The following is a 21,281-nucleotide window of genomic DNA, read 5'->3' as shown; positions in this document are numbered from 1 at the left end:
CTGACGTCAACGAGGGGAAGCCCCTGCCGACCCGGGCCGCGCCGCGGAACCCGCGGGAACGCCCGTCCTGCCTGGAGTTTCTCGTCTCCGGGGAGATCACGGCGCACCGCCCGTGGAAGTGAAAGTTTCACAGGAGTTACCGGTTGGCAAGAGATAACTTGCGACGGGTTCGAAGTTACGTTGCGGAGGAGTCGCGCCCGCATCGGTGGGGCCGCCCGGCCGGGTGGGCGTACGCGGTGGCCGGCGAGGCTGGTCGAGCTCTTCCCGCTGGGCTGGTCCTGAATGTTGTAGCAGCGCTCTGACGTGGTGAAAGGCTCCTGCCGAGTACGGGGTGCGATGCCGCGGAGCGCGTTCCGCGGCGCGGGCGGCGTGGGCCCGGGAGCATTGGTGTGAACCCGATGATCTTAGTTAAGTTTCCGGCCGCGCCTGGTTGACGACTCCCGTCAGAGGCATTTACCTTCCTCCAGGAAGTCGGCCGCGACAACATGCACCACCCGTCCAGAGCCCGCACGCCCGTCCAAAGCTCGCACGTCTGTCCCAAAGCCCGCACGCCCGTCCAGAGCCCGCACGCCCGTGCGGAGAACGAGAGCGTCATGTCGGATTTATCGCGAAGACAAGTGCTGAGGTTCGGCGCGGCCGGCGCCGGAGCCGCGATGGTGCCGCTGTCCTGGACGGCCGCCGCCCGGGCCGCCCCGGCGCCCCCCGCGGAGGTGCGCGCCGCCGGCGACCTGGCCCTGTGGTACGACGAGAGCGCCGGCACGGACTGGCTGAGAGCGCTGCCGATCGGCAACGGCCGCCTGGGCGCCATGGTGTTCGGCGGCACCGACACCGAGCGGCTGCAGCTCAACGAGGACACCGTCTGGGCGGGCGGGCCGTACGACCAGAGCAACCCCCGAGGCGCGGCGGCGCTGGGGCGGATCAGGGAGCTGGTGTTCCAGAACCAGTGGGCCCAGGCCCAGGCCCTGATCGACCAGAACATGCTCGGCGCCCCGGCCGGCCAACTGGCCTACCAGACCGTCGGCGACCTGCGCCTGACGTTCGGCGGCGCCGGCGGCGTCTCGGAGTACCGCCGCCACCTGGACCTGACCACGGCCACCACGGGCGTGTCCTACCTGCGCGACGGTGTGCGCTACCAGCGTGAGGCACTCGCGAGCGCGCCCGACCAGGTGATCGCCATCCGCCTGACCGCCGACAGGCCCGGCTCGATCACGTTCTCCGCGACGTTCGGCAGCCCTCAGCGCACGACGCGCACCAGTCCGGACGGGTCCACCGTGGCGCTCGACGGCGTCTCCGGAGACATGGAGGGCGTCACCGGCTCCGTCAGGTTCCTCGCCCTGGCCCGGGCCGTCGCCGAGGGCGGGGGCGTCAGCAGTTCCGGCGGGACGCTGCAGGTCCGCGACGCCGACAGCGTGACCGTGCTGATCTCCATCGGCTCCAGCCGGGTCGGCTGGCGCGACGTCGGCGGTGACCACCAGGGCATCGCCCGGCGCCATCTCGACGCCGCGGCCGGCCGGGCCTACGACGACCTGCGCGAGCGGCACGTCGCCGACTACCGGCGGCTGTTCGAGCGCACGACGCTCGACCTCGGCCGCACCGCGGCCGCCGACCAGCCGACCGACGTACGGATCGCGCAGCACGCGAGCACCGACGACCCGCAGTTCTCCGCGCTGCTGTTCCAGTTCGGCCGCTACCTGCTGATCTCCTCCTCCCGGCCCGGCACCCAACCGGCCAACCTGCAAGGCATCTGGAACGACTCGCTGACGCCGGCGTGGGACTCCAAGTACACGATCAACGCCAACCTGCCGATGAACTACTGGCCGGCCGACACCACGAACCTGGCGGAATGCTACGAGCCGGTCTTCGCCATGATCGAGGACCTCACGGTCAGCGGCGCCCGCACGGCCCGGGCGCAGTACGACGCCGGCGGCTGGGTGACCCACCACAACACCGACGCCTGGCGGGGGACGTCGGTCGTGGACGGCGCGTTCTGGGGCATGTGGCAGACCGGCGGCGCCTGGCTGGCCACCCTGATCTGGGACCACTACACCTTCACCGGCGACCTCGGCTTCCTCCGGCGGTACTACCCGGCCATGAAGGGCGCCGCGCAGTTCTTCCTCGACACCCTCGTACGCGAACCGAATCTCGGCTACCTGGTCACGAACCCGTCGAACTCCCCGGAGCTGGGCCATCACCAGGACGCCAGTGTCTGCGCCGGACCCACGATGGACAATCAGATCCTGCGCGACCTGTTCGACGGCTGCGCCAAGGCCGCTCAGGAGCTCGGCACCGACGCCGGTTTCAGGACCCAGGTCCTGGCCGCCCGCGACCGGCTGCCACCGATGAAGATCGGCTCGCGCGGCAACATCCAGGAGTGGCTGTACGACTGGATCGAGCCCGAGACCAGCCACCGGCACGTCTCCCACCTCTACGGCCTGCACCCGAGCAACCAGATCACCAGGCGCGGCACCCCGGCCCTGCACACCGCCGCCCGGCGCACCCTCGAACTGCGCGGCGACGACGGCACCGGCTGGTCACTCGCCTGGAAGATCAACTACTGGGCGCGCCTGGAGGAGGGAAGCAGGGCGCACGCGCTGCTCCGCCTCCTGGTCCGGACGGACCGGCTCGCGCCCAACCTGTTCGACCTGCATCCCCCGTTCCAGATCGACGGCAACTTCGGCGCCACGTCCGGCATCGCCGAGATGCTGCTGCAGAGCCACACCGGCGAGCTGCACGTGCTGCCGGCCCTGCCGTCCGCCTGGCCGGCCGGCACGGTGCGGGGGCTGCGCGGACGCGGCGGCCACACCGTGGACGCGACCTGGAGGTCCGGCGGCGCCACCGACGTCGTCATCGGCTTCGACCGGGACGCGACGGTCGATGTCCGCAGCCGCTCGTTCGCCGGAACCGTCCAGGTGACCGACACCACGACCGGCGGCGCCGTCACGGTCACCCGCCCCGAGCCGGACGTCGTCACCCTGACCGGCACGGCCGGCCGCGCCTACCGCGTCACGGTGACCGCCGCACCCGCCGCCTACGTCCGCATCGCCAACGTCACCACCGGCCTCGTCCTGGACAGCGGCGGCAACGTGGCCGCCGGGTCGGTGCTCAAGCAGTGGACCTACGACGGCAGCACCAACCTGCAGTGGCAGCTCCTCGACCTGGGCGGCGGCTGGTACCGCATCGTCAACCGCACCAACGGCATGGTCATCGACAGCCGGGGCGCCACCGCGAACGGCGCGAGCGCGCGGCAGGCGCCCTGGAACGGCGGCGACAACCAGCAGTGGCGGCTCAACGCGGTGACACAAGGGAGGTATCAGATCATCAACCGGGGCACCGGGACCGCTCTCGACGGGATGGGCAACGGCGCCGCCGGCTCCACCGTGGCGATGTGGGCGCCGAACAGCAGCACCAACAACCAGTGGACCGTCATCTCCTGACGGCCGGACAGCTCGTGACGGCCGGGCCTTCACGCCGGTGCGCCGGTGCGCCGGGGACGATCGTGCTAGCGCCGCAGGCGTACGGGGTCGGCCGTGCCGTCGCGGCGCACGATCCAGGCCTCGGTGATGTGCTGGAACATCGCCTCGGCGGCGCCCTCGGGATCGTGGGCGGCGATGCGCTCGTAGATGCGGCGGTGGCCCCGGTTCGAGGCCACGCACAGGGCCCGCTCGGTCCGGCCCAGGTAGCGGGCGGTGTTGACGACCTGGCCTTCCAGCGACCGCACGACGCCACGCGCGATGCGGTTGCCCGACGCCCGCATGATCGTGTCGTGGAAGGCGCGGTCGCTCTCGGCGTACGTGACCGGGTCGTCCACGAGCTCGTCCATCTCATCGACCAGGGTGCGCAGCCGGTCGACGGTGTCGGGCCCGGCCAGGCGGGCGGCGACGTTGGCCATGTCGGACTCCAGCACGCGCCGCGTGACGACGAGGTCGTCGAGGATCGCCAGGCTCTCGTCCACGGCGATGGTCGCGGTGAGGACGAGCTCGTCGAGCATGTCCCACGTCGCCGGCGGGGTCACCATGGTGCCCGAGCCCTGGCGGACCTGCACCAGCCCCTTCTCCTGGAGGATCTTGACCGCCTCGCGCACGACGGTGCGGCTCACGGAGAACGCCTCGCACAGGGCGGGCTCGGGCGGCAGCGAGGTGCCCGGCGGGTGCACACCGCGCACGATGCGCTCCACCAGCTCGGCCGTCACCGCTCTGGCCAGGCTCGCCGGGCGGCGTACCCAGGCCGGTTGCGCCGGGACACTGCCGGTCGATTCCCGCGATGCCGTCATTTCGCCTCCGCTGACCCGGCAAGCAGTATACGCGAGACTCTCTTGCCGTCAGACGTCATACGAATTATGTTTGGCCGGAGTCGGCCGGATCCGGTGGCCGCTCCCGGGAGGCGGGCAACGATGCAGCAGCGAACGTTATGGTCGGCTCTGATGGCCGTGGCACTGACCGTGGCGGGCTGCGGCAGCGCCACCCGGACGGAGTCACCGTCCGGACAGGCGTCTCAGCCGCAGCAGAAACTCCTGGTCTGGGACTGGAAGTCCGGGGAGGCGGCCGCCGCCACCTACATCGAGCAGGCCAAAGCGGACTTCGCCAAGCGGCACCCGGACGTCACCGTCGAGTTCGTCGCCCAGCCGTTCGACCAGTACTACACCCTGCTCGGCACGGCGATCCAGACCGGCAAAGGGCCCGACGTCATGCTCTTCAACGGAGGAGGGCAGATCCGCGACCGGGCCGACGCGCTCCTCCCGCTGGATTCGTACGTGGCCCAGGACAAGAGCCGGCTGGCGGGCTGGGACGCCTTCAGCAAGGATGGCAAGATCTACGCCGCGCCGGTGACCCTGCAGGGCCACCCGATCTACTACAACAAGGCGCTGTACGAGCGGGCAGGGCTCGACCCGGCCGCCCCGCCCAAGACGTGGAGCGAGTTCGTCAGCGGCTGCGCCGCCGTCAAGAAGGCGACCGGGGCCGCCTGCTTCGCGCTCGGCAACAAGGAGGGCTTCGGCATCCAGTTCTTCCTGTCGGGCCTGGGGTCCGGTGTCCTCACTCCCAAGGAGTACGACGACTGGATCGCCGGCAAGCGCGACTGGAACTCTCCCGGCGTGAAGCGGATCTTCGAGCTGTGGAAGGACGTCGGCGACAAGGGGCTGAACAACGACGGCGCCAACTCCACCGCGATGTTCAGCGACGTGTTCCGCGTCTTCGAGACCGGTAAGGCCGCGCACATCATCGGCCTCATGTCGGATATCGGGCACTGGAACGACTTCAAGGAGTTCCTGCCGCCCGACAAGATCGGCGTCATGCCGGCTCCGGTCGTCACCGACGGCGCCGTTCCGAGCCTCCCGTACGACGGCGGCATCGGCTACGCGGTCGCGAAATGGACGAAGGCCCCCGAGCTGGCCGCCGATCTCGTGCGGTCCCTGACCTCCACCGGCGCGCTGACGGCGTTCTACGGCAAGGCCGGCGCGATCGTGTCCGACACGACGGTCGACGTCTCGCAGGCCGGCCCGGCCGTCGCCGCGATCACCGCCCAGATCCGGACCGGCAAGCCCGCCCTGCACGTGGCGCTGTCCTCCAAGACCCTCGACGTGATGGGCCGGCTGTCCCAGCAGCTGCTGAGCGGGTCGACCACCGTGGACAAGGCTCTGGAGCAGCTGGCCGCCTCCGACCGGAAGGGCTGACCGCGTGCGGATCGCGGAGCCGTCGTCGTCGGCGCTGGCCGAGCGCCTGGCTCCCTACGTCCTGGTGGCCCCGGCCGTGCTGATCATCGTGGCGCTGCGGCTGTGGCCGCTGGCCCTGGGCGTCAACTTCTCCTTCACCGGCGACGGCGACCTCAACGGCACCCCCGTCGGGCTGGGCAACTACCTGGAGCTGGCCGCCGACCCGCTGTTCCGCGTCTCGCTGCGCAACGTCGGGCTGCTGGTCCTGCTGCTGCCGGTGGCCGTGGCGATCCCGGGCCTGCTCGCGACCTTCATCTACCTGCGCGTGCCGGGCCACCGGGTCTACCGCAGCGTCTACTTCTTCCCGGCCGTGCTCTCCCCGGTGATCGTCGGCGCGATCTTCAACCTCATGCTCGGGTACGACGGCCCGCTGAACTCCCTGCTCGGGGCGGTCGGCGCCGGCCCCGTCGACTGGCTCGGCGATCCGGGCATCGCCATGTTCACCGTCGTCGGCGTGCACGTATGGGCGACCTTCGGGATGGCCCTGGTGGTGTTCCTCGCCGGATTCAGCACCTTGGACTCCTCGTTGCTGGACGCCGCCCGGGTGGACGGCGCGTCGCTCCGCCAGTCGATCTGGCACGTGATCATCCCGAGCCTGACCCGGACCATCCAGTTCGTCTTCGTGACGACCATGATCGGGATGCTGACGTCCATGTTCGGCCTGCTCTTCGTCATGACCAGCGGCGGCCCGGAGGGCGCCACCTATCTGCCGGAGTACTACATCTGGCATCAGCAGGGACAGCTCAACCGGCCGGCGCTCGCCTCGGCCGCCTCGACGGTGCTCTTCGTCGTCATGCTCGTGGTCGGGCTGCTGCAGATCACGCTGCTCCGGCGCGCGGGAAGGCAGGACTGATGCCCGGAGGACGCCTGGCCAGGTGGGCGGCCACCGTGCCGATGGCCGGTCTCGCGCTGGCGACGATCTATCCGCTCGTGTTCACCGCCAACGTCGCGATGAAGACCCGCCGCGACTACGTCCTCGACCGGTTCGCCCCGGCGGGCGGCCTGCGCTGGGACAACATCGCCGAGGCGTGGACCGGCGCCGGGATGGGGCGCTACTTCGTCAACTCGTTCGTCGTCGTCGCCTGTGCCGTGGCGCTGCTGCTCCTGCTGGGGTCGATGGCCGGCTTCGCGCTGGCCCGGCTGCGGTTCCGCGGTTCTTCGATGATCTTCCTGGGCTGTCTCGCCGGGCTGTTCATCCCGTTTCAGGTGATCATGGTCCCGCTCACCCGGGTCATGGCCGACAGCGGGCTCGTCGACACCTACCCAGGGCTGATCCTGGCCTACGTCGCCCAGTACCTGCCCTTCACCGTCTTCCTGATGACGAGCCACTACCGGACCATCCCGGCGGAGATCGTCGACGCGGCCAGGATCGACGGCAACTCGGTGTACGGCGTCTACCGGCGGATCATGCTCCCGCTGGGCGTGCCCGCGCTGCTGTCGGTCGGCATCCTCGACGCCCTGTTCTGCTGGAACGACGTGCTCATCGCCCTGCTCATGATGCCGTCGCCGGAACACCGCACCCTCATGATCGGGGTCAACGCGCTGCGCGGGCAGTACTCCGGCGACATTCCCACCTTCGCCTCGGGTGTCCTGATCGCCGCGGTACCCGTACTGATGATCTATCTGTTCCTCCAGCGGCAGATCGCCGACGGCGTCACCGCCGGTTCCACGAAAGGCTGACATGCGGATCACGGGGTATCGCACCATGACGACGGTCCAGGAATGGGGCCGTCCCGTCGGGGACGTCAACGGCGTCTTCGCCGACGGAACCGTCCCGGTGCCGCTCGTCCTGGTGGACACCGACGAGGGGATCACCGGCGTCGGCCTCGGGCCGCAGGTGGAGATCGACACCGTCTTCGCCGCGATCGAGGGTGAGGACCCGCGCGGGGTGACGGCGCTCTACGACCGCATGCTGCGGCGGACCTTCAAGGCCGGCCACGCCGGCGCCGTCTTCGGCACGATCGGGGCGCTGGACACCGCCCTGTGGGACATCAAGGCCCAGGCGGCCGGTGAGCCGCTCTGGCGCCTGCTCGGCGGGCGCGACCGGCGGGTGCCCGCCTATGCCTCCGGCCTCGACATCGGCCTGACCGACGACGAACTCGTCGCGGTCTACCAGGTCTACGCCCAGCACGGGCTCCGCGCGGCCAAGATCAAGGGCGGCCTCGACATCGAACGCGACCTGCGCCGCCTGACGCTGGTCCGCGATGTCCTGACCGAGGCCGGGCAGGGCGCGCGGCCGGGCCTCATGCTCGACGTGAACGAGGCCTGGACCCGCAAGCAGGCCGTCCGTCACGTCTGCGAACTGGAACGCACGCTGGACCTCACCTGGATCGAGGAGCCGGTACGGCGGTGGGACGCCGAGGGCCTGGCCGCCGTCGGCCGCGGGATCCGCGCCTCCGTCGCCACGGGGGAGAACCTCACCGGGCTGGAGCAGTTCCGCCCGCTGCTGGCCGCGGGGGCCGTGGACATCGTCCAGACGGCCGTCGTCTGGGGGGTGTCCCACTTCCTGCGGGTCTCCGCGCTGGCGCACGCGCACGACCTGCCGGTCAGCCCGATCGGCGGCACGCCCGTCGCGCTGCTGCACGCCGCCACGTCGGTGCCGAACCACCTGGCCAGCGAGTTGCAGAATCTGCACCCGCCGCTCGGGCTGTCCCTCGACCTGCACGTCGAGGACGGTGCGGTCGTCCTCGGCGACTCGCCCGGCCTCGGCGTCACGGTCGACGAGCAGGCGGTGAACGCCTTCCACCGGCCGGCCGTCAGGACGGCCGAGAGCCCCGACGTCCGGCCGGAGCACGCCGGACGGCGGCTGCTGGCGGTCGCCGACCACTCCTTCCCGGCGCGGTCACCGGGATGAGCCGGCCCCGCTCCCGCCCGCCCGGCCCCGCCCCGCCGCCCGGACCCGGCCGGTCGGCCGTGCGCGGCCCGCGCCGGTCCGGGCCGGCCGCCTCAGCGGTCGCCTCAGCGGGCCGAGAAGAGGCGCTGCTGGATCTCCCTGCGGTAGTCGGCGAGGGTGTTGTCGATGTGCGTGGCCGCCGCCTGCGCGGCCGCTTCCGGATCGCCGGCGCGGATGGCCCGGTGGATCGCGTCGTGCTCCTCGACCGCCTTGGCGGCGTGACCGCCCACCGAGCCGCGCAGGCCGATGAGGCTCGACTGCGCCTGCAGCCTGCGCGCCTCCCGTACGGCGATCTGGAGGAACATGTTGTGCGAGGCGGTGGCGACGGCGGTGTGGAAGGCGTCGTCGCCCTCGTTGAACAGCTCTTCGCGCCCGGTCTCGAAGCCTCGGCGGCACAGGGCGGCGGCTTCCTCGATGGCCCTCAGCTCGGCCGGGGTGGCGCGGCGGGCGGCCAGCCGGCTGGTCTCCATCTCCTGCGCCTGGCGGAACTCGAACAGCATGTAGACGTGGTCGAGGTCGGTCGGGAGGAAGAAGGACGCCCGGCGCTCGGAGCCGAACATCCCCTCGTCGTCGGCCACGTACAGCCCGCGGCCCTTCTGGGCGCGCACCCGGCCCAGCGCGGAGAGGATCTTCACCGCCTCGCGCACCACGGTGCGGCTGGTGCCCAGCCGCCGGGCCAGCTCGTTCTCGGTCGGCATGCGGTCGCCTGGACGCAGGCCGAGCTCGACGATCAGTTCCAGCACCTGCTCGGCCGCCACCTCGTAGCCCGGCCGGTATCCGCTCTCGCGGGGAGTGTCGGTCACCGTGCTCCTTCCTCGCCGTTCCCTGCCTGAGTATGACTGATGGCCCGAAATCCCCGAGGCCGGGCTGATGATGAGTACGACTTATATGAACGGTTCATTCGCGACCGCTCGATCCGAAAACGCGCCATTCGCAGAGTAATCGCTGGTGAGTGTGGCTATCGGGGCACCGGGATCGCAGCGTGCGGGCGTGGCGCGAGGAGATAAGCCCGCCTAATCCCTTGACGGGCCGTCAAGATCTGACGCTAATGGGGAGGCAGGCCGGCGCCCCCACCCCCCTCGGAGGAACGACTGTGCCCTCACCCTCGCCCGTCACGCCGCCGAGACCTACCGTGATCGGCCTCGTGACCGCCGTGCTCGCCGCGGCGTTCGTCCTGATCGCCCCCGCTCCGGCGCTCGCCGCCACCACGACCCTTCACGCCGCACCGTCCGGCACCGGTACCGCCTGCACCTCCGCCCAGCCGTGCGCGCTGTCCGCCGCGCAGGCGGCGGTACGTGCGCTGAACGCCGGGATGTCCGGTGACATCGTCGTCGAGCTGGCCGGCGGGGTGTACCGGCTCTCCGCGCCGCTCCGGCTGACCGCCGCCGACTCCGGCACCAACGGGTACACGGTCACGTGGCGGGCCGCGGCGGGAGCCGTTCCGGTCATCAGCGGGGCCAGGGCGGTCACCGGCTGGTCACTGGCGGACTCCGGCAGGAACATCTGGCGCGCCGGCGTCGGCGCCGGGATCGACACCCGGCAGCTGTACGTCGACGGCGCGCTCGCCACCCGGGCGCGCACCGCCGTCAACCGGTCCGACTTCACCGCCGGCAGCACCGGAATGAGGTTCACCAGCGGCGCGCTGAGCTACCTGAACAACCTCACCGGCCAGGGCCGGATCGAGATGGAGAGCGTCGGCTCCTTCACCGACCGGTACGCGCCCGTGCGGAGCATCGGCGGCAACCTCATCACGATGCGGCAGCCCGCCTGGAGCAACAACAACTTCGGCTACGACACCTTCACCAGCCCGCACCGGGCGGGGCCGCTCTACCTGGTCAACGCCTACGAGTTCCTCGACTCGCCGGGGGAGTGGTACCTCGACCCCGCGACCGGCGTCCTGTCCTACATCCCGCTCGCCGGGCAGAACATGGCCGACGTCAGCGTGGAGCTGCCGGTGCTGCAGTCGCTGGTACAGGTCGGGGGCACCTATGACGCGCCCGCGCACCACATCACGTTCAGCGGGATCACCTTCACCGGCACCAGCTGGCTCGGCCCGAGCGGCGACCAGGGCTACGTGGACCAGCAGACCGGCGCCTACATCGCCGGCGACTGGAGCCGGCCCGCCTTCACCGCCTGCCATCAGGGCTGCCGCGAGTTCGAGGCGACCCGGCCGAACTGGTTCCAGATGCCCGCCGCGGTGCAGGTCTCCGCGGCCGACACCATCACCTTCACCGGCTCGCGCTTCGTCAACCTGGGACAGACCGCCATCGGCATCGGCAACGACGCCAACGCGCACGCCTCCGGGGTCGGCCTGGGCGCCACCGGCATCACGGTCACCCGGTCGGAGATCGCCCACAGCTCCGCCGGCGGCATCGTGGCCGGCGGCGTGCGCGCCGACGCGCACCACCCGGGCGACCCGCGCATGGTCAACCGGAACATCACCGTCAGCCACAACCACATCCACGACCTCGGCCTGGACCACCGTGGCGTCGTCTCGGTCCTGACCACATACGTCACCGGCACCGACGTGTCCCACAACGAGGTCTACAACCTGCCCTACACCGGCATGTCGATCGGGTACGGCTGGGGCGCCAACGAGCCGGGCGGCAGCGACCACTACGCCCAGCGCGGCCTGTACGACTTCCAGCCCCGCTACACCACGCCCACCACCGCCTCCGGCAACCGGCTCGTCGGCAACTACGTGCACGACGTCATGCGTCAGATGACCGACGGCGGCTGCATCTACACCCTCTCGTGGAACCCGGGCGCGGTGATCAGCGACAACCACTGCCTGCGCACCAACGGCTGGTTCGGCGTCTATTTCGACGAGGGCTCCAGGTACTACACCGTCAGGAACAACGTGCTGTCCAGCACCGGCACCTGGGCCACCGCCAACTACTGGTACGGCGAGAACATGGGCGACTTCACCGTCACCGGCAACTGGTCCACCAACGGGAGCACGAACGTGACGAACGGCGACCGCGGCAACGTGGTGAACGGCAACGTCACCGTCTCCGGCGGCTCCTGGCCGGCCGGCGCCCAGGCCGTGATCGCCGCCGCCGGGCCTGAGGGCGCGCCTTCCGGCGGCACCGGCGCGCTGAAGCACGCGGGGTCGGGCCGCTGCCTGGACGTCAACGGCGCCTCGCAGGCCAACGGCGCGCAGGCCCAGCTCTGGGACTGCCACGGCCAGGCCAACCAGCAGTGGACCCAGACCGGCGCCGGTGAGCTGCGCGTCTACGGCGGCAAGTGCCTGGACGTGAACGGGGCCGGCACCGCCGACGGCACCGCGGTGATCATCTGGGACTGCAACGGCCAGAACAACCAGAAGTGGCGGCTCAACGCCGACGGCAGCGTCACCGCCGTCGGGGCGGACAAGTGCCTGGACGTGCCCGGCACCGCCAACGGCGCCAAGGCGCGCATCCGGACCTGTACCGGCGGCGCCGACCAGAAGTGGTCCCGCGCCTGACACCGTCCGACCGGTCTTCCTGTCGCAGGAGGGAACCCTCATGTCCCGACGTCCGTGGCGCGTGCTGCTGACCGCGCTGGCGCTGATCGCCCCCGGAGCGCTCGCGCTCGACGCCACCCCCGCGTACGCCCTCGACATCCCGCCGTCCGACTACCAGCAGGTGTCGCTCGCCTCGGGCGGCACGGAGCTGGGTGAGGCGATGTCGCTGGCCGTGCTGCCGAACCGGTCGGTGGTGCACACGGCACGCGACGGCACGGTACGCATCACCGACGCCGCCGGCGCCACGAAGGTGGCCGGCCGGCTCAACGTCTACACCCACGACGAGGAGGGATTGCAGGGCGTGGCGGCCGATCCCGGCTTCGCCTCCAACCGGCACCTGTGGCTCTACTACTCCCCGCGGCTGAGCACGCCGAGCGGCGACGCGCCGAGCACCGGCACGCAGTCCCAGTTCGACCAGTGGAAGGGCGAGCTGTATCTGTCCCGGTTCACCCTGAAGACGGACGACACGCTCGACCTGTCCAGCGAGAAGGTGGTCCTGCGGGTGCAGAACGACCGCGGCATGTGCTGCCACGTGGGCGGGGACATCGACTTCGACGCCGCCGGCAACCTCTACCTGACCACCGGGGACGACACCAACCCGTTCGAGTCGGCCGGCTACTCCCCGCTGGACGAGCGGACCGGCCGCAACCCGCAGTACGACGCCCAGCGCTCCGCCGCCAACACCAACGACCTGCGCGGCAAACTCCTGCGCATCAAACCGCAGGCCGACGGCACGTACACCATCCCCAGCGACAACCTGTTCCCGCCGGGGACGGCGCGGACCCGGCCGGAGATCTACGCGATGGGCTTCCGCAACCCGTTCCGGATGAGCGTGGACAAGGCGACCGGCATCGTCTACCTCGGCGACTACGGGCCCGACGCGGGCGTGTCCAACTCGGCCCGCGGGCCGAGCGGGCAGGTGGAGTTCGACCGCGTCACCGCTCCGGGCAACTACGGATGGCCGTACTGCACGGGCACGAACACCACCGCCGAGACCTACAACGAATGGAACTTCGCCACCAACGCCACCGGCCCCAAGTACGGCTGCGCGGGCGGCCCGGCCAACAACTCCTTCCGCAACACCGGCCAGGCCACGCTGCCCGCCGCGAAGCCGGCCTGGATCCGGTACGCGGGGGACGCGGGAAGCCCGCCGGAGTTCGGCTCCGGGTCGGAGTCGCCGATGGGCGGCCCGGTCTACCGCTACGACCCCGGCCTGAACTCGGCCGTCAAGTTCCCCCAGTCGCTCGACGGGCGGTACTTCGCCGGCGAGTACGGGCGGCGCTGGATCAAGGCGATCGAGGTCGAGCAGGACGGAGGCTACGGAGAGATCGCGGCGTTCCCCTGGTCGGGGACGCAGGTGATGGACATGGCCTTCGGCCCCGACGGGGCCCTGTACGTCCTCGACTACGGCACCGGGAACAACAACCAGGCGCTCTACCGCATCGAGTACATCGGCGACGCCGACCGCAACCCGATCGCCAAGGCGTCCGCCGACAGGACGTCAGGGCCGGCGCCGCTCACCGTGGCCTTCTCCTCGGCGGGCAGCTCCGACCCGGAGGGCGGCGCGCTGACGTACGCGTGGAACTTCGGCGACGGCACCACCTCCACGGCGGCGAACCCGACCAAGACCTACTCCGCGAACGGCTCCTACACGGCCACGCTCACGGTCCGGGACCCGCAGGGCCTCACCGGCACGGCGAGCGTGACCGTGACCGTCGGCAACACCGCGCCCACGGTCACCCTCACCACACCGGGTGACGGACAGCCCTTCTCCTTCGGCGACACCGTGCCCTTCCAGGTCACCGTCAGCGACCCGGAGGACGGCACGATCGACTGCGCCGGGGTCACCGTCGCCTACTTCCTCGGCCACGACAGCCACCGCCACCAGATCACCTCCCGAACCGGCTGCTCGGGTTCCATCGCGGTGCCCGTGGACGGCGAGCACGACGCCGCGGCCAACATCTACGGGGTCTTCGAGGCCTCCTACACCGACGGCGGCGGCCTGACCTCGACCAGCGCCCGCGTCCTCCAGCCACGGCACCGGCAGGCGGAGCACTTCGGCGCCCAGCAGGGCGTCCAGACGGCCGAGCACGCCACGGCGGAGGGCGGCAGCACGGCCGGCTTCATCGACGACGGCGACTGGATCTCCTTCCAGCCGTACCGGCTGGCGGACGCCACGCGGATCACCGCCCGCGTGTCCTCGGCCGGCGCGGGCGGCCGGATCGAGGTGCGGGCCGGCTCGGCGACGGGCACGCTGCTCGGCACCGCGACCGTGGCGAGCACCGGAGGCTGGGACGTCTTCACCGACGTCTCGGCGTCCCTCGCCGGTGCGCCGTCCGGGACGACGACGCTGTACCTCGTCTTCCGCGGCCCGTCCGGGCAGGGCTACCTGTTCGACGTGGACGCCTTCACCCTGTCCACCGGTGGCGGCACGGGCGGCACGGGCGCGCTCAAGGGCGTGGGCTCGAACCGCTGCCTGGACGTCAACGGCGCCTCGCAGGCCGACGGCGCACTGGCCCAGCTCTGGGACTGCAACGGGCAGCCCAACCAGCAGTGGACCTCCACCGACGCGGGAGAGCTGAGGGTCTACGGTGGCAAGTGCCTGGACGTGAACGGGGCCGGCACCGCCGACGGCACCGCGGTGCTCATCTGGACCTGCAACGGCCAGAGCAACCAGAAGTGGCGGCTCAACGCCGACGGCACGGTCACCGCCGTCGGCGCGAACAAGTGCCTGGACGTGCCCGGCACCGCCAACGGCGCCAAGGCACGCATCTGGACCTGCGACGGAGGAACCGACCAGCGCTGGACCCGCATCTGAAAGGGACACCCATGCTGCGACATCTGACTTCGGCCCTACCCGGGAACGGCCGCAGGACGCTGCGGCGCCTGACCGTGACAGCGGCGGCGATCGGCCTCGCCGCGACGATGCTCCCCGCCCTCCCCGCCGCGGCCGCCGCCGTCAAGGTGCTGGTGTTCTCCAAGACGGCCGGCTTCCGGCACGACTCGATCCCCACCGGGATCCAGGCCATCCGCGACCTGGGCGCGGCCAACGACTTCGCCGTGGACGCCACCGAGGACTCGGCCGCCTTCAGCACGGGCAACCTGGCCCAGTACCAGGCGGTGGTGTTCCTCAGCACGACCGGCGACGTGCTGAACGCCGACCAGCAGGCCGCCTTCCAGACGTACGTGGACGGCGGGGGCGGCTACGTCGGCGTGCACGCGGCCGCCGACACCGAGTACGACTGGCCCTACTACGGGCAGCTCGTGGGGGCCTGGTTCAACAACCACCCGGCGATCCAGCGGGCCACCGTGCGGACCGAGGACCGGGCGCACGCCGCGACCGCGCACCTCGGGGCGACCTGGTCGCGCACCGACGAGTGGTACAACTACCGCACCAACCCCCGCCAGAACGTCCGGGTGCTGCAGAGCCTGGACGAGAGCAGCTACAGCGGCGGCGGCATGGGCGACCATCCGATCACCTGGTGCCACCCGCAGTCCTCGGGCCGCTCCTTCTACACCGGCCTGGGGCACACCCAGGAGTCGTACGCCGATCCGGACTTCCGCGCGCTGCTGGCCGGCGGGATCCGGTACGCGGCCAAGGCCGTCAACGCCGACTGCCGCCAGGAGACCGGGTACACGACGTTGTACAACGGCTCCACGGCGGGCTGGTCGCAGGCGGGGCCGGGGTCGTTCGCCGGCAGCGACGCCACGCTGACCTCCCAGGGCGGCATGGGCATGCTGTGGTACGACGCCAAGGAGTTCGGCTCCTACTCACTCAAGCTCGACTGGAGGCTGACCGGCGACTCCAACTCCGGGGTGATCGTCGGATTCCCGGCCACCGGCGACCCGAACGCGGCGCTCAGCACCGGGTACGAGGTGCAGATCGACGCGACCGACACCCCCGACAGGACGACCGGGGCCGTCTACGGCTTCAAGTCCGCCGACCTCGCCGCCCGCGACGCCGCGCTGAACCCGCCCGGCCAGTGGAACACCTACGAGCTGCTGGTGGAGGGTGAACGGCTGCAGGTGTTCCTGAACGGCACCAGGGTCAACGACTTCACCAACACCGACCCGGTCCGCTCGCTCCAGCAGGGCCACATCGGCATCCAGAACCACGGCTCCGGCGACGTGGTGTCCTTCCGCAACATCCGGATCAAGGAACTGGCCGGCTCGCCGGGCGGCACCGGAGCGCTGAAGCACGCCGGGTCGAACCGCTGCCTGGACGTCAGCGGCGCCTCGCAGGCCAACGGCGCGCAGGCACAGCTCTGGGACTGCCACGGCCAGGCCAACCAGCAGTGGGCCTCGACCGCCGCCGGTGAGCTGCGCGTCTACGGCACCAAGTGCCTCGACGTGAACGGGGCCGGCTCGGCCGACGGCACCGCGGTGCTCATCTGGACCTGCAACGGCCAGAACAACCAGAAGTGGCGCATGAACGCCGACGGCACGATCACCGCCGTCGGCGCGAACAAGTGCCTGGACGTCGCCGGCACCGCCAACGGCGCCAAGGCGCGCATCTGGACCTGCAACGGCGGAACCAACCAGCGCTGGACCCGTGGCTGAGCCCCCCGGGAGCCCGAGAAGGCAGGCCACGTGCTGAGCATGCGCGGCATCGGCAAGGGCTTTCTGGGCGTGCGAGTGCTGTCCGGCGTGGACCTGGAGGTGACGGCCGGTGAGGTCCACGCCGTCGTCGGCGAGAACGGCGCCGGCAAATCCACCCTCATGAAGATCATCTGTGGGGTGCACGCGCCGGACGAGGGCACGATCGAGATCGACGGCCGGCCCGTCTCCTTCGGCCACCCGATCGAGGCGCAGCGCTCCGGCATCGCCATCATCCACCAGGAGTTCAACCTGCTGCCGGAGCGCACCGTCGCCGAGAACGTGTTTCTCGGCCGCGAGCCCGTCAGGCGCGGCCTGGTCGACCGCGCCGCCATGGAGGAGGCGACCGCCAGGCTCCTCGACGAGCTGGGCGAGGGCACCTTCGGCCCCCGCGACACCGTCAAGCGCCTGCCGGTGGCCCAGCGGCAGATCGTCGAGATCGTCAAGGCGCTGTCGGTGAACGCCCGGCTCCTCGTCATGGACGAGCCCAGCGCGGCGCTCGCCGAGCACGAGGTCGAGCTGCTCTACCGGCTGATCGGGCGGCTGAGGGAGCGCGGCGTCGCCGTCGTGTACATCTCCCACCGATTACGCGAGGTGTTCGACCTCGCCGACCGAGTCACCGTGCTCAAGGACGGCGCGCGCGTCACCACGCTCCCGATCGGCGAGGTGACCTCCGACGAGCTGATCCGCCTGATGGTGGGCCGCGACCTCGGCACCTACTACCCGCCCCGCTCGGCGGGCGCCGGCGAGGTGCGGCTCAGCCTGCGCGCGGCCGGCAACCACAAGCTGCGCGACATCGATCTGGAGCTGCGCGCCGGGGAGATCGCCGGCATCGCGGGCCTGCAGGGGTCGGGCAGGTCGGAGCTCGCCAAGGCGATCTTCGGCGCGGAGCCGTTCACCACCGGCGAGATGACCCCCTCGCGCCCGCGCTCGGTCCGGGAGGGCGTGGCCATGGGCATCGGGCTCGTGACCGAGGACCGCAAGGCCGAAGGGCTCGCGCTGCGCCAGTCCGTGCGCGACAACGTCCTGCTCGTCGCCCGCGCGGTCGGCGCCGGGAACCGCGGAGGTGTCCGCGACCTGCTCGAACGGGTGCGCCTGTCGCCCGCGCGCCGGGAACAGGAGGTCCGCTACCTGTCCGGCGGCAATCAGCAGAAGGTCGTGCTCGTCAAATGGATGACGATGGCGCCACGGGTGCTGCTGTTCGACGAACCGACCCGGGGCGTCGACGTCGGGGCCAAGGCCGCGATCCATGACCTGATGCGCGAACTGGCGAACGACGGCATGGCCATCATGATGATCTCGTCCGAGCTGCCCGAGCTCATCGGCATGAGCGACCGCATCGTCGTCCTGCGCGACGGCCGCGTCGCGGGCACGCTGCCTGCCGGGGCCTCCGAGGAAGCCGTCATGCGCCTGGCCGCGGGCGAGGTGGGCTGAGTGGACCTGCCCACGCGCGCCCGCCGCGCCGCCCGACAGGCGCGCGGCGGCCCGGCGAGTCACGCGCACGACCCCGCGCGAGTGGTGTTCCTCGCGCTGTTCGGCCTGGTCGCGGCAGGCTGGGCCCTCGTCGCGATCGACGGCGGCCAGTTCCTCACCATGGAGAGCGTCGTCGGGATCCAGCAGCGCTCCGCCGCCCTCGGCATCGTGGCGATCGGGCAGACGCTGGCCATCCTGGCCGGGTCGCTCGACCTGTCGGTGGCGTACCTGATCAGCCTGGCCTCGCTCGTCGCGGCGGAGATCATGGCGGGCCAGGACGGGAACATCGGGCCGGCGATCGCCGCGGTGCTGGTCATCAGCGCGCTGGTGGGACTTTTCAACGGGCTGGTCATCACCCGGCTCCAGGTCCACGCCTTCATCGCCACGCTCGGTGCCGCACTGATCATCAAGGGCGTCGTCGACCACCTGTACGACGGCCCGGCGGGCGAGGTGCCCGAGTCGTTCCAGCTCCTCGGCTACTCCCGCGTCGGGCCGATCCCCGTCTCCGCCATGCTGTGGGCGGGCGTCGCCGTCGTGGCCTGGTTCTTGCTGAGCAGGACCCGGCTGGGCCACCGGATCTACGCGGTGGGCGGTGACGAGGAGGTCGCCCGGCTGTCCGGGATCCGCACCCCCCGTGTCATCGTGATCACCCACGTGCTCTGTTCGGTCTGCGCCGGCATCGCGGGCCTCCTGCTGGCCGCCAGGCTGGGGGCGGGAGCGCCCACGGTGGGCACCGACGGCGGATACGACCTGGAATCCATCGCCGCGGTCGCGCTCGGCGGGACCGCGCTGGCCGGAGGCAGGGGCGGGGTCGCCGGAACCGTGGGCGGGGTCCTGCTGCTGGCTGTCCTGGACACCATCTTCAACCAGCTCGAGATCAACTCCTTCGTCAAGGATGTGGTCCGCGGCGCGGTCATCGTCGTCGCGGTGGCCGTCTACGCCCGGCGCGGCACGAGGCGGACGGCATGAGGCGGGCCCTTCCCATCCTCGCGGTCCTCGTGGTGCTGCTGGCCGCGATCGCGATCGCCAACCCCTTCATCCTGGAGCCCGCCGGGTTCCTGGCGTTCCTCAAGCGGGCCGCGCCGCTGGCGGTCCTCGCCGCGGGACAGTATTTCGTCGTCGTCTCCGGCGAGTTCGATCTGTCGGTCGGCTCGCTGGTGACGGCCGAGGTGGTGATCGCCGCCCGGCTCATCGACGGCGACGAGTCCGCCACCTGGCCGGTGCTCGCCCTGCTGATCGTCGCCGGGCTGCTCGCCGGCCTCGTCAACGGCGTGCTCACCACCAAGCTGCGGGTGCCGTCGTTCATCGTGACGCTCGGCATGCTGCTCGTCCTCAGCGGGGCGGTCTTTCTCTGGACCGGTGGTGCGCCGCGCGGTGCGCTGTCGGAAGGCTTCCGGGAGTTCGGCCGCGGCGGCCTCGGACCCGTGCCGTGGTCGGTGCTGATCCTGCTGGTCACGGGAGTGGCGGCGATCTGGCTCATGCGCGCCGACTTCGGCAGGACGCTGATGGCCACCGGCGACAACGAGCGCGCCGCGGCACTGTCCGGGGTGCGGGTCGATCGGGTCAAGATCTTCGCCTTCATGCTCTCCGGCCTGTCCGCGGCCGTCGCGGCGATCCTGCTCGGCGGCTTCGCCGGGGTCTCGGCGCAGGCGGGCCAGGGGCTGGAGTTCTCCGCCATCACCGCGGTCGTGCTCGGCGGCGTGGTGCTCGGCGGCGGCCGCGGTTCCGTGCTCGCCGCCATGGCCGGGGCGGTCACGCTGGAGGCACTGTTCACCCTGCTCAACCTGTACGGGATCTCGGGGGCGCTGGAGTTCACCGTGCAGGGCGTCATCATCATCGCCGCGATCGCGGCAGGAGCCATCCGGCTTCCCCGGAAGCCCACCCCCCGAAGAGGAGACGCACATGCCGCGTCCTAGGGCCGCAGTCGCCGTGCTCGCCGTGCTCGTCGCCGCCGGCTGCACCACCGACAAGCCGGCGGCCACCACCCCGTCCGCGGCGCCCGCCGCGAGCGCTCAGGGCTCCGGAACGGGCGCGCAGTCGAAGTTCTTCGTCCAGGCGGATTTCGACGCCCAGCTCGCCATGCGTTCCCAGCCGCCGCAGGGTCCCGCGGACCGGCCCTGGGAGCAGGCCATCGCCCCGAAGATGATCGACACGGCGCAGTACAAGAAGGACGGGCCGTACCACCTGTGCTTCTCCAACGCGGCGGTCGACAACCCCTGGCGCCAGGTCGGCTGGAAGACGATGCAGGCCGAGGTGAGCCTGCACGAGGAGATCGAGAAGTTCACCGCCCTGGACGCCGAGGGCAAGGACGACAAGCAGATCTCCGACATCGCCGAGCTGCAGGCCAAGGGCTGCGACGCGCTGATCGTCTCGCCGAACACCACGGCGACGCTCACTCCCGCCGTGACGGCCGCCTGCGGGAAGGTGCCCGTCATCGTGTTCGACCGGGGCGTGGAGACGGACTGCCCGGTGACGTTCATCAAGCCCATCGGCGGCTACGCCTTCGGCGCCGACGCCGCCGAGTTCCTGGCCGGGAAGGTGCCGGCGGGCGGGAAGGTGCTGGCGCTGCGCATCCTGCCCGGCGTGGACGTGCTGGAGACCCGCTGGTCGGCGGCGAAGGTGGTCTTCGACCGGAGTCGCCTCCAGGTCGTGGGGGTGGAGTTCACCGACGGCGACGCCGCCAGGACCAAGAGCATCGTCAGCGACTACATCCAGCGGCACGGCAGGATCGACGGCGTCTGGATGGACGCGGGCGCCACGGCGGTGGCCGCGGTCGAGGCGTTCGAGGACGCCGGCCTGCCGGTGCCGCCGATCAACGGCGAGGACCAGCAGGACTTCCTGCAGAAGTGGAAGGACGCCGGCCTCACCGCCGTAGCGCCCACGTACCCCACCTACCAGTGGCGGACCCCGGTCATCGCCGCGCTGAGGATCCTCAAGGGCGAGGAGGTGCCCGAGATGTGGAACCTGCCGCAGCCGAAGGTCACCAGCGAGACTCTGCCGGCCTACCTCAAGCCCGACATGCCACCCCTGCACTACGCGCTGTGCGGGTGTGAGGACCTGCCCGGCTTCCCGGAGACCTGGGGCGGGAAGAAGGGCTGACCGGTTCC

General features: G+C 71.2%; 14 protein-coding genes. 12 read left to right on the top strand and 2 right to left on the bottom strand.

Features of this window, described 5'->3' with window-relative positions:
- The first annotated feature begins 617 nt into the window (after positions 1–617).
- Positions 618–3,434, top strand: coding sequence for a glycosyl hydrolase family 95 catalytic domain-containing protein (locus OIE67_RS27140; RefSeq protein WP_326645099.1), 2,817 nt, complete (start codon positions 618–620; stop codon positions 3,432–3,434).
- A gap of 65 nt (positions 3,435–3,499) precedes the next feature.
- Here OIE67_RS27140 and OIE67_RS27135 read toward each other — a convergent pair whose 3' ends face one another.
- Complete coding sequence (locus OIE67_RS27135; protein WP_181307913.1) at positions 3,500–4,270, bottom strand: FadR/GntR family transcriptional regulator; 771 nt, start codon at positions 4,268–4,270, stop codon at positions 3,500–3,502.
- Positions 4,271–4,420: 150 nt separating this feature from the next.
- On the opposite strand from OIE67_RS27135, the gene OIE67_RS27130 reads away from it, so the two are divergent.
- The 4 genes from OIE67_RS27130 to OIE67_RS27115 are packed head-to-tail and all read left to right on the top strand — an operon-like array spanning position 4,421 to position 8,561.
- On the top strand, positions 4,421–5,668 hold the full coding sequence (locus OIE67_RS27130; RefSeq protein ID WP_326645095.1) for an ABC transporter substrate-binding protein: 1,248 nt from the start codon (positions 4,421–4,423) through the stop codon (positions 5,666–5,668).
- Between the two features lie 4 nt (positions 5,669–5,672).
- Complete coding sequence (locus tag OIE67_RS27125; RefSeq protein WP_326645092.1) at positions 5,673–6,560, top strand: carbohydrate ABC transporter permease; 888 nt, start codon at positions 5,673–5,675, stop codon at positions 6,558–6,560.
- Entirely contained in the window at positions 6,560–7,387 is an 828-nt protein-coding gene (locus tag OIE67_RS27120; RefSeq protein ID WP_106245352.1) for a carbohydrate ABC transporter permease, read from the top strand. Before OIE67_RS27125 ends, OIE67_RS27120 begins: the two co-directional genes overlap by 1 nt.
- Before the next feature lie 25 nt (positions 7,388–7,412).
- Entirely contained in the window at positions 7,413–8,561 is a 1,149-nt protein-coding gene (locus tag OIE67_RS27115; RefSeq protein ID WP_326645090.1) for a mandelate racemase/muconate lactonizing enzyme family protein, read from the top strand.
- A gap of 104 nt (positions 8,562–8,665) precedes the next feature.
- Here OIE67_RS27115 and OIE67_RS27110 read toward each other — a convergent pair whose 3' ends face one another.
- On the bottom strand, positions 8,666–9,403 hold the full coding sequence (locus tag OIE67_RS27110) for a FadR/GntR family transcriptional regulator (RefSeq protein ID WP_326645088.1): 738 nt from the start codon (positions 9,401–9,403) through the stop codon (positions 8,666–8,668).
- A 341-nt stretch (positions 9,404–9,744) separates the two neighbouring features.
- Between OIE67_RS27110 and OIE67_RS27105 the strand changes: the two genes are divergently transcribed.
- Genes OIE67_RS27105 through OIE67_RS27075 form a run of 7 tightly spaced genes read left to right on the top strand, consistent with a single transcriptional unit; the run spans position 9,745 to position 21,273 of the window.
- On the top strand, positions 9,745–12,066 hold the full coding sequence (locus tag OIE67_RS27105; RefSeq protein WP_326645086.1) for an RICIN domain-containing protein: 2,322 nt from the start codon (positions 9,745–9,747) through the stop codon (positions 12,064–12,066).
- Between the two features lie 40 nt (positions 12,067–12,106).
- Positions 12,107–14,923, top strand: a complete 2,817-nt coding sequence (locus OIE67_RS27100) for a PQQ-dependent sugar dehydrogenase (protein ID WP_326645084.1) — start codon at positions 12,107–12,109, stop codon at positions 14,921–14,923.
- An 11-nt stretch (positions 14,924–14,934) separates the two neighbouring features.
- Entirely contained in the window at positions 14,935–16,665 is a 1,731-nt protein-coding gene (locus tag OIE67_RS27095; protein ID WP_326645082.1) for a ThuA domain-containing protein, read from the top strand.
- A gap of 39 nt (positions 16,666–16,704) precedes the next feature.
- Positions 16,705–18,135 carry a sugar ABC transporter ATP-binding protein gene (locus tag OIE67_RS27090; protein WP_326645486.1) on the top strand — a complete coding sequence of 477 codons (1,431 nt, stop codon included), beginning with the start codon at positions 16,705–16,707 and terminating at the stop codon, positions 18,133–18,135.
- The gene (locus tag OIE67_RS27085) at positions 18,136–19,143 is read left to right on the top strand and encodes an ABC transporter permease (protein ID WP_326645081.1); all 1,008 of its coding nucleotides are present in this window, start codon (positions 18,136–18,138) and stop codon (positions 19,141–19,143) included.
- Entirely contained in the window at positions 19,140–20,090 is a 951-nt protein-coding gene (locus tag OIE67_RS27080; protein WP_326645079.1) for an ABC transporter permease, read from the top strand. The genes OIE67_RS27085 and OIE67_RS27080 overlap by 4 nt, the downstream gene beginning before the upstream one ends.
- Positions 20,077–21,273, top strand: coding sequence for a substrate-binding domain-containing protein (locus OIE67_RS27075; RefSeq protein ID WP_326645077.1), 1,197 nt, complete (start codon positions 20,077–20,079; stop codon positions 21,271–21,273). The genes OIE67_RS27080 and OIE67_RS27075 overlap by 14 nt, the downstream gene beginning before the upstream one ends.
- The last annotated feature ends 8 nt before the right edge of the window (positions 21,274–21,281 follow it).

It is taken from the genome of Nonomuraea fuscirosea (assembly GCF_035917475.1).
GTDB classification, from domain to species: Bacteria; Actinomycetota; Actinomycetes; order Streptosporangiales; family Streptosporangiaceae; genus Nonomuraea; species Nonomuraea fuscirosea.
This window is presented reverse-complemented; position numbering and strand designations above follow the sequence as displayed.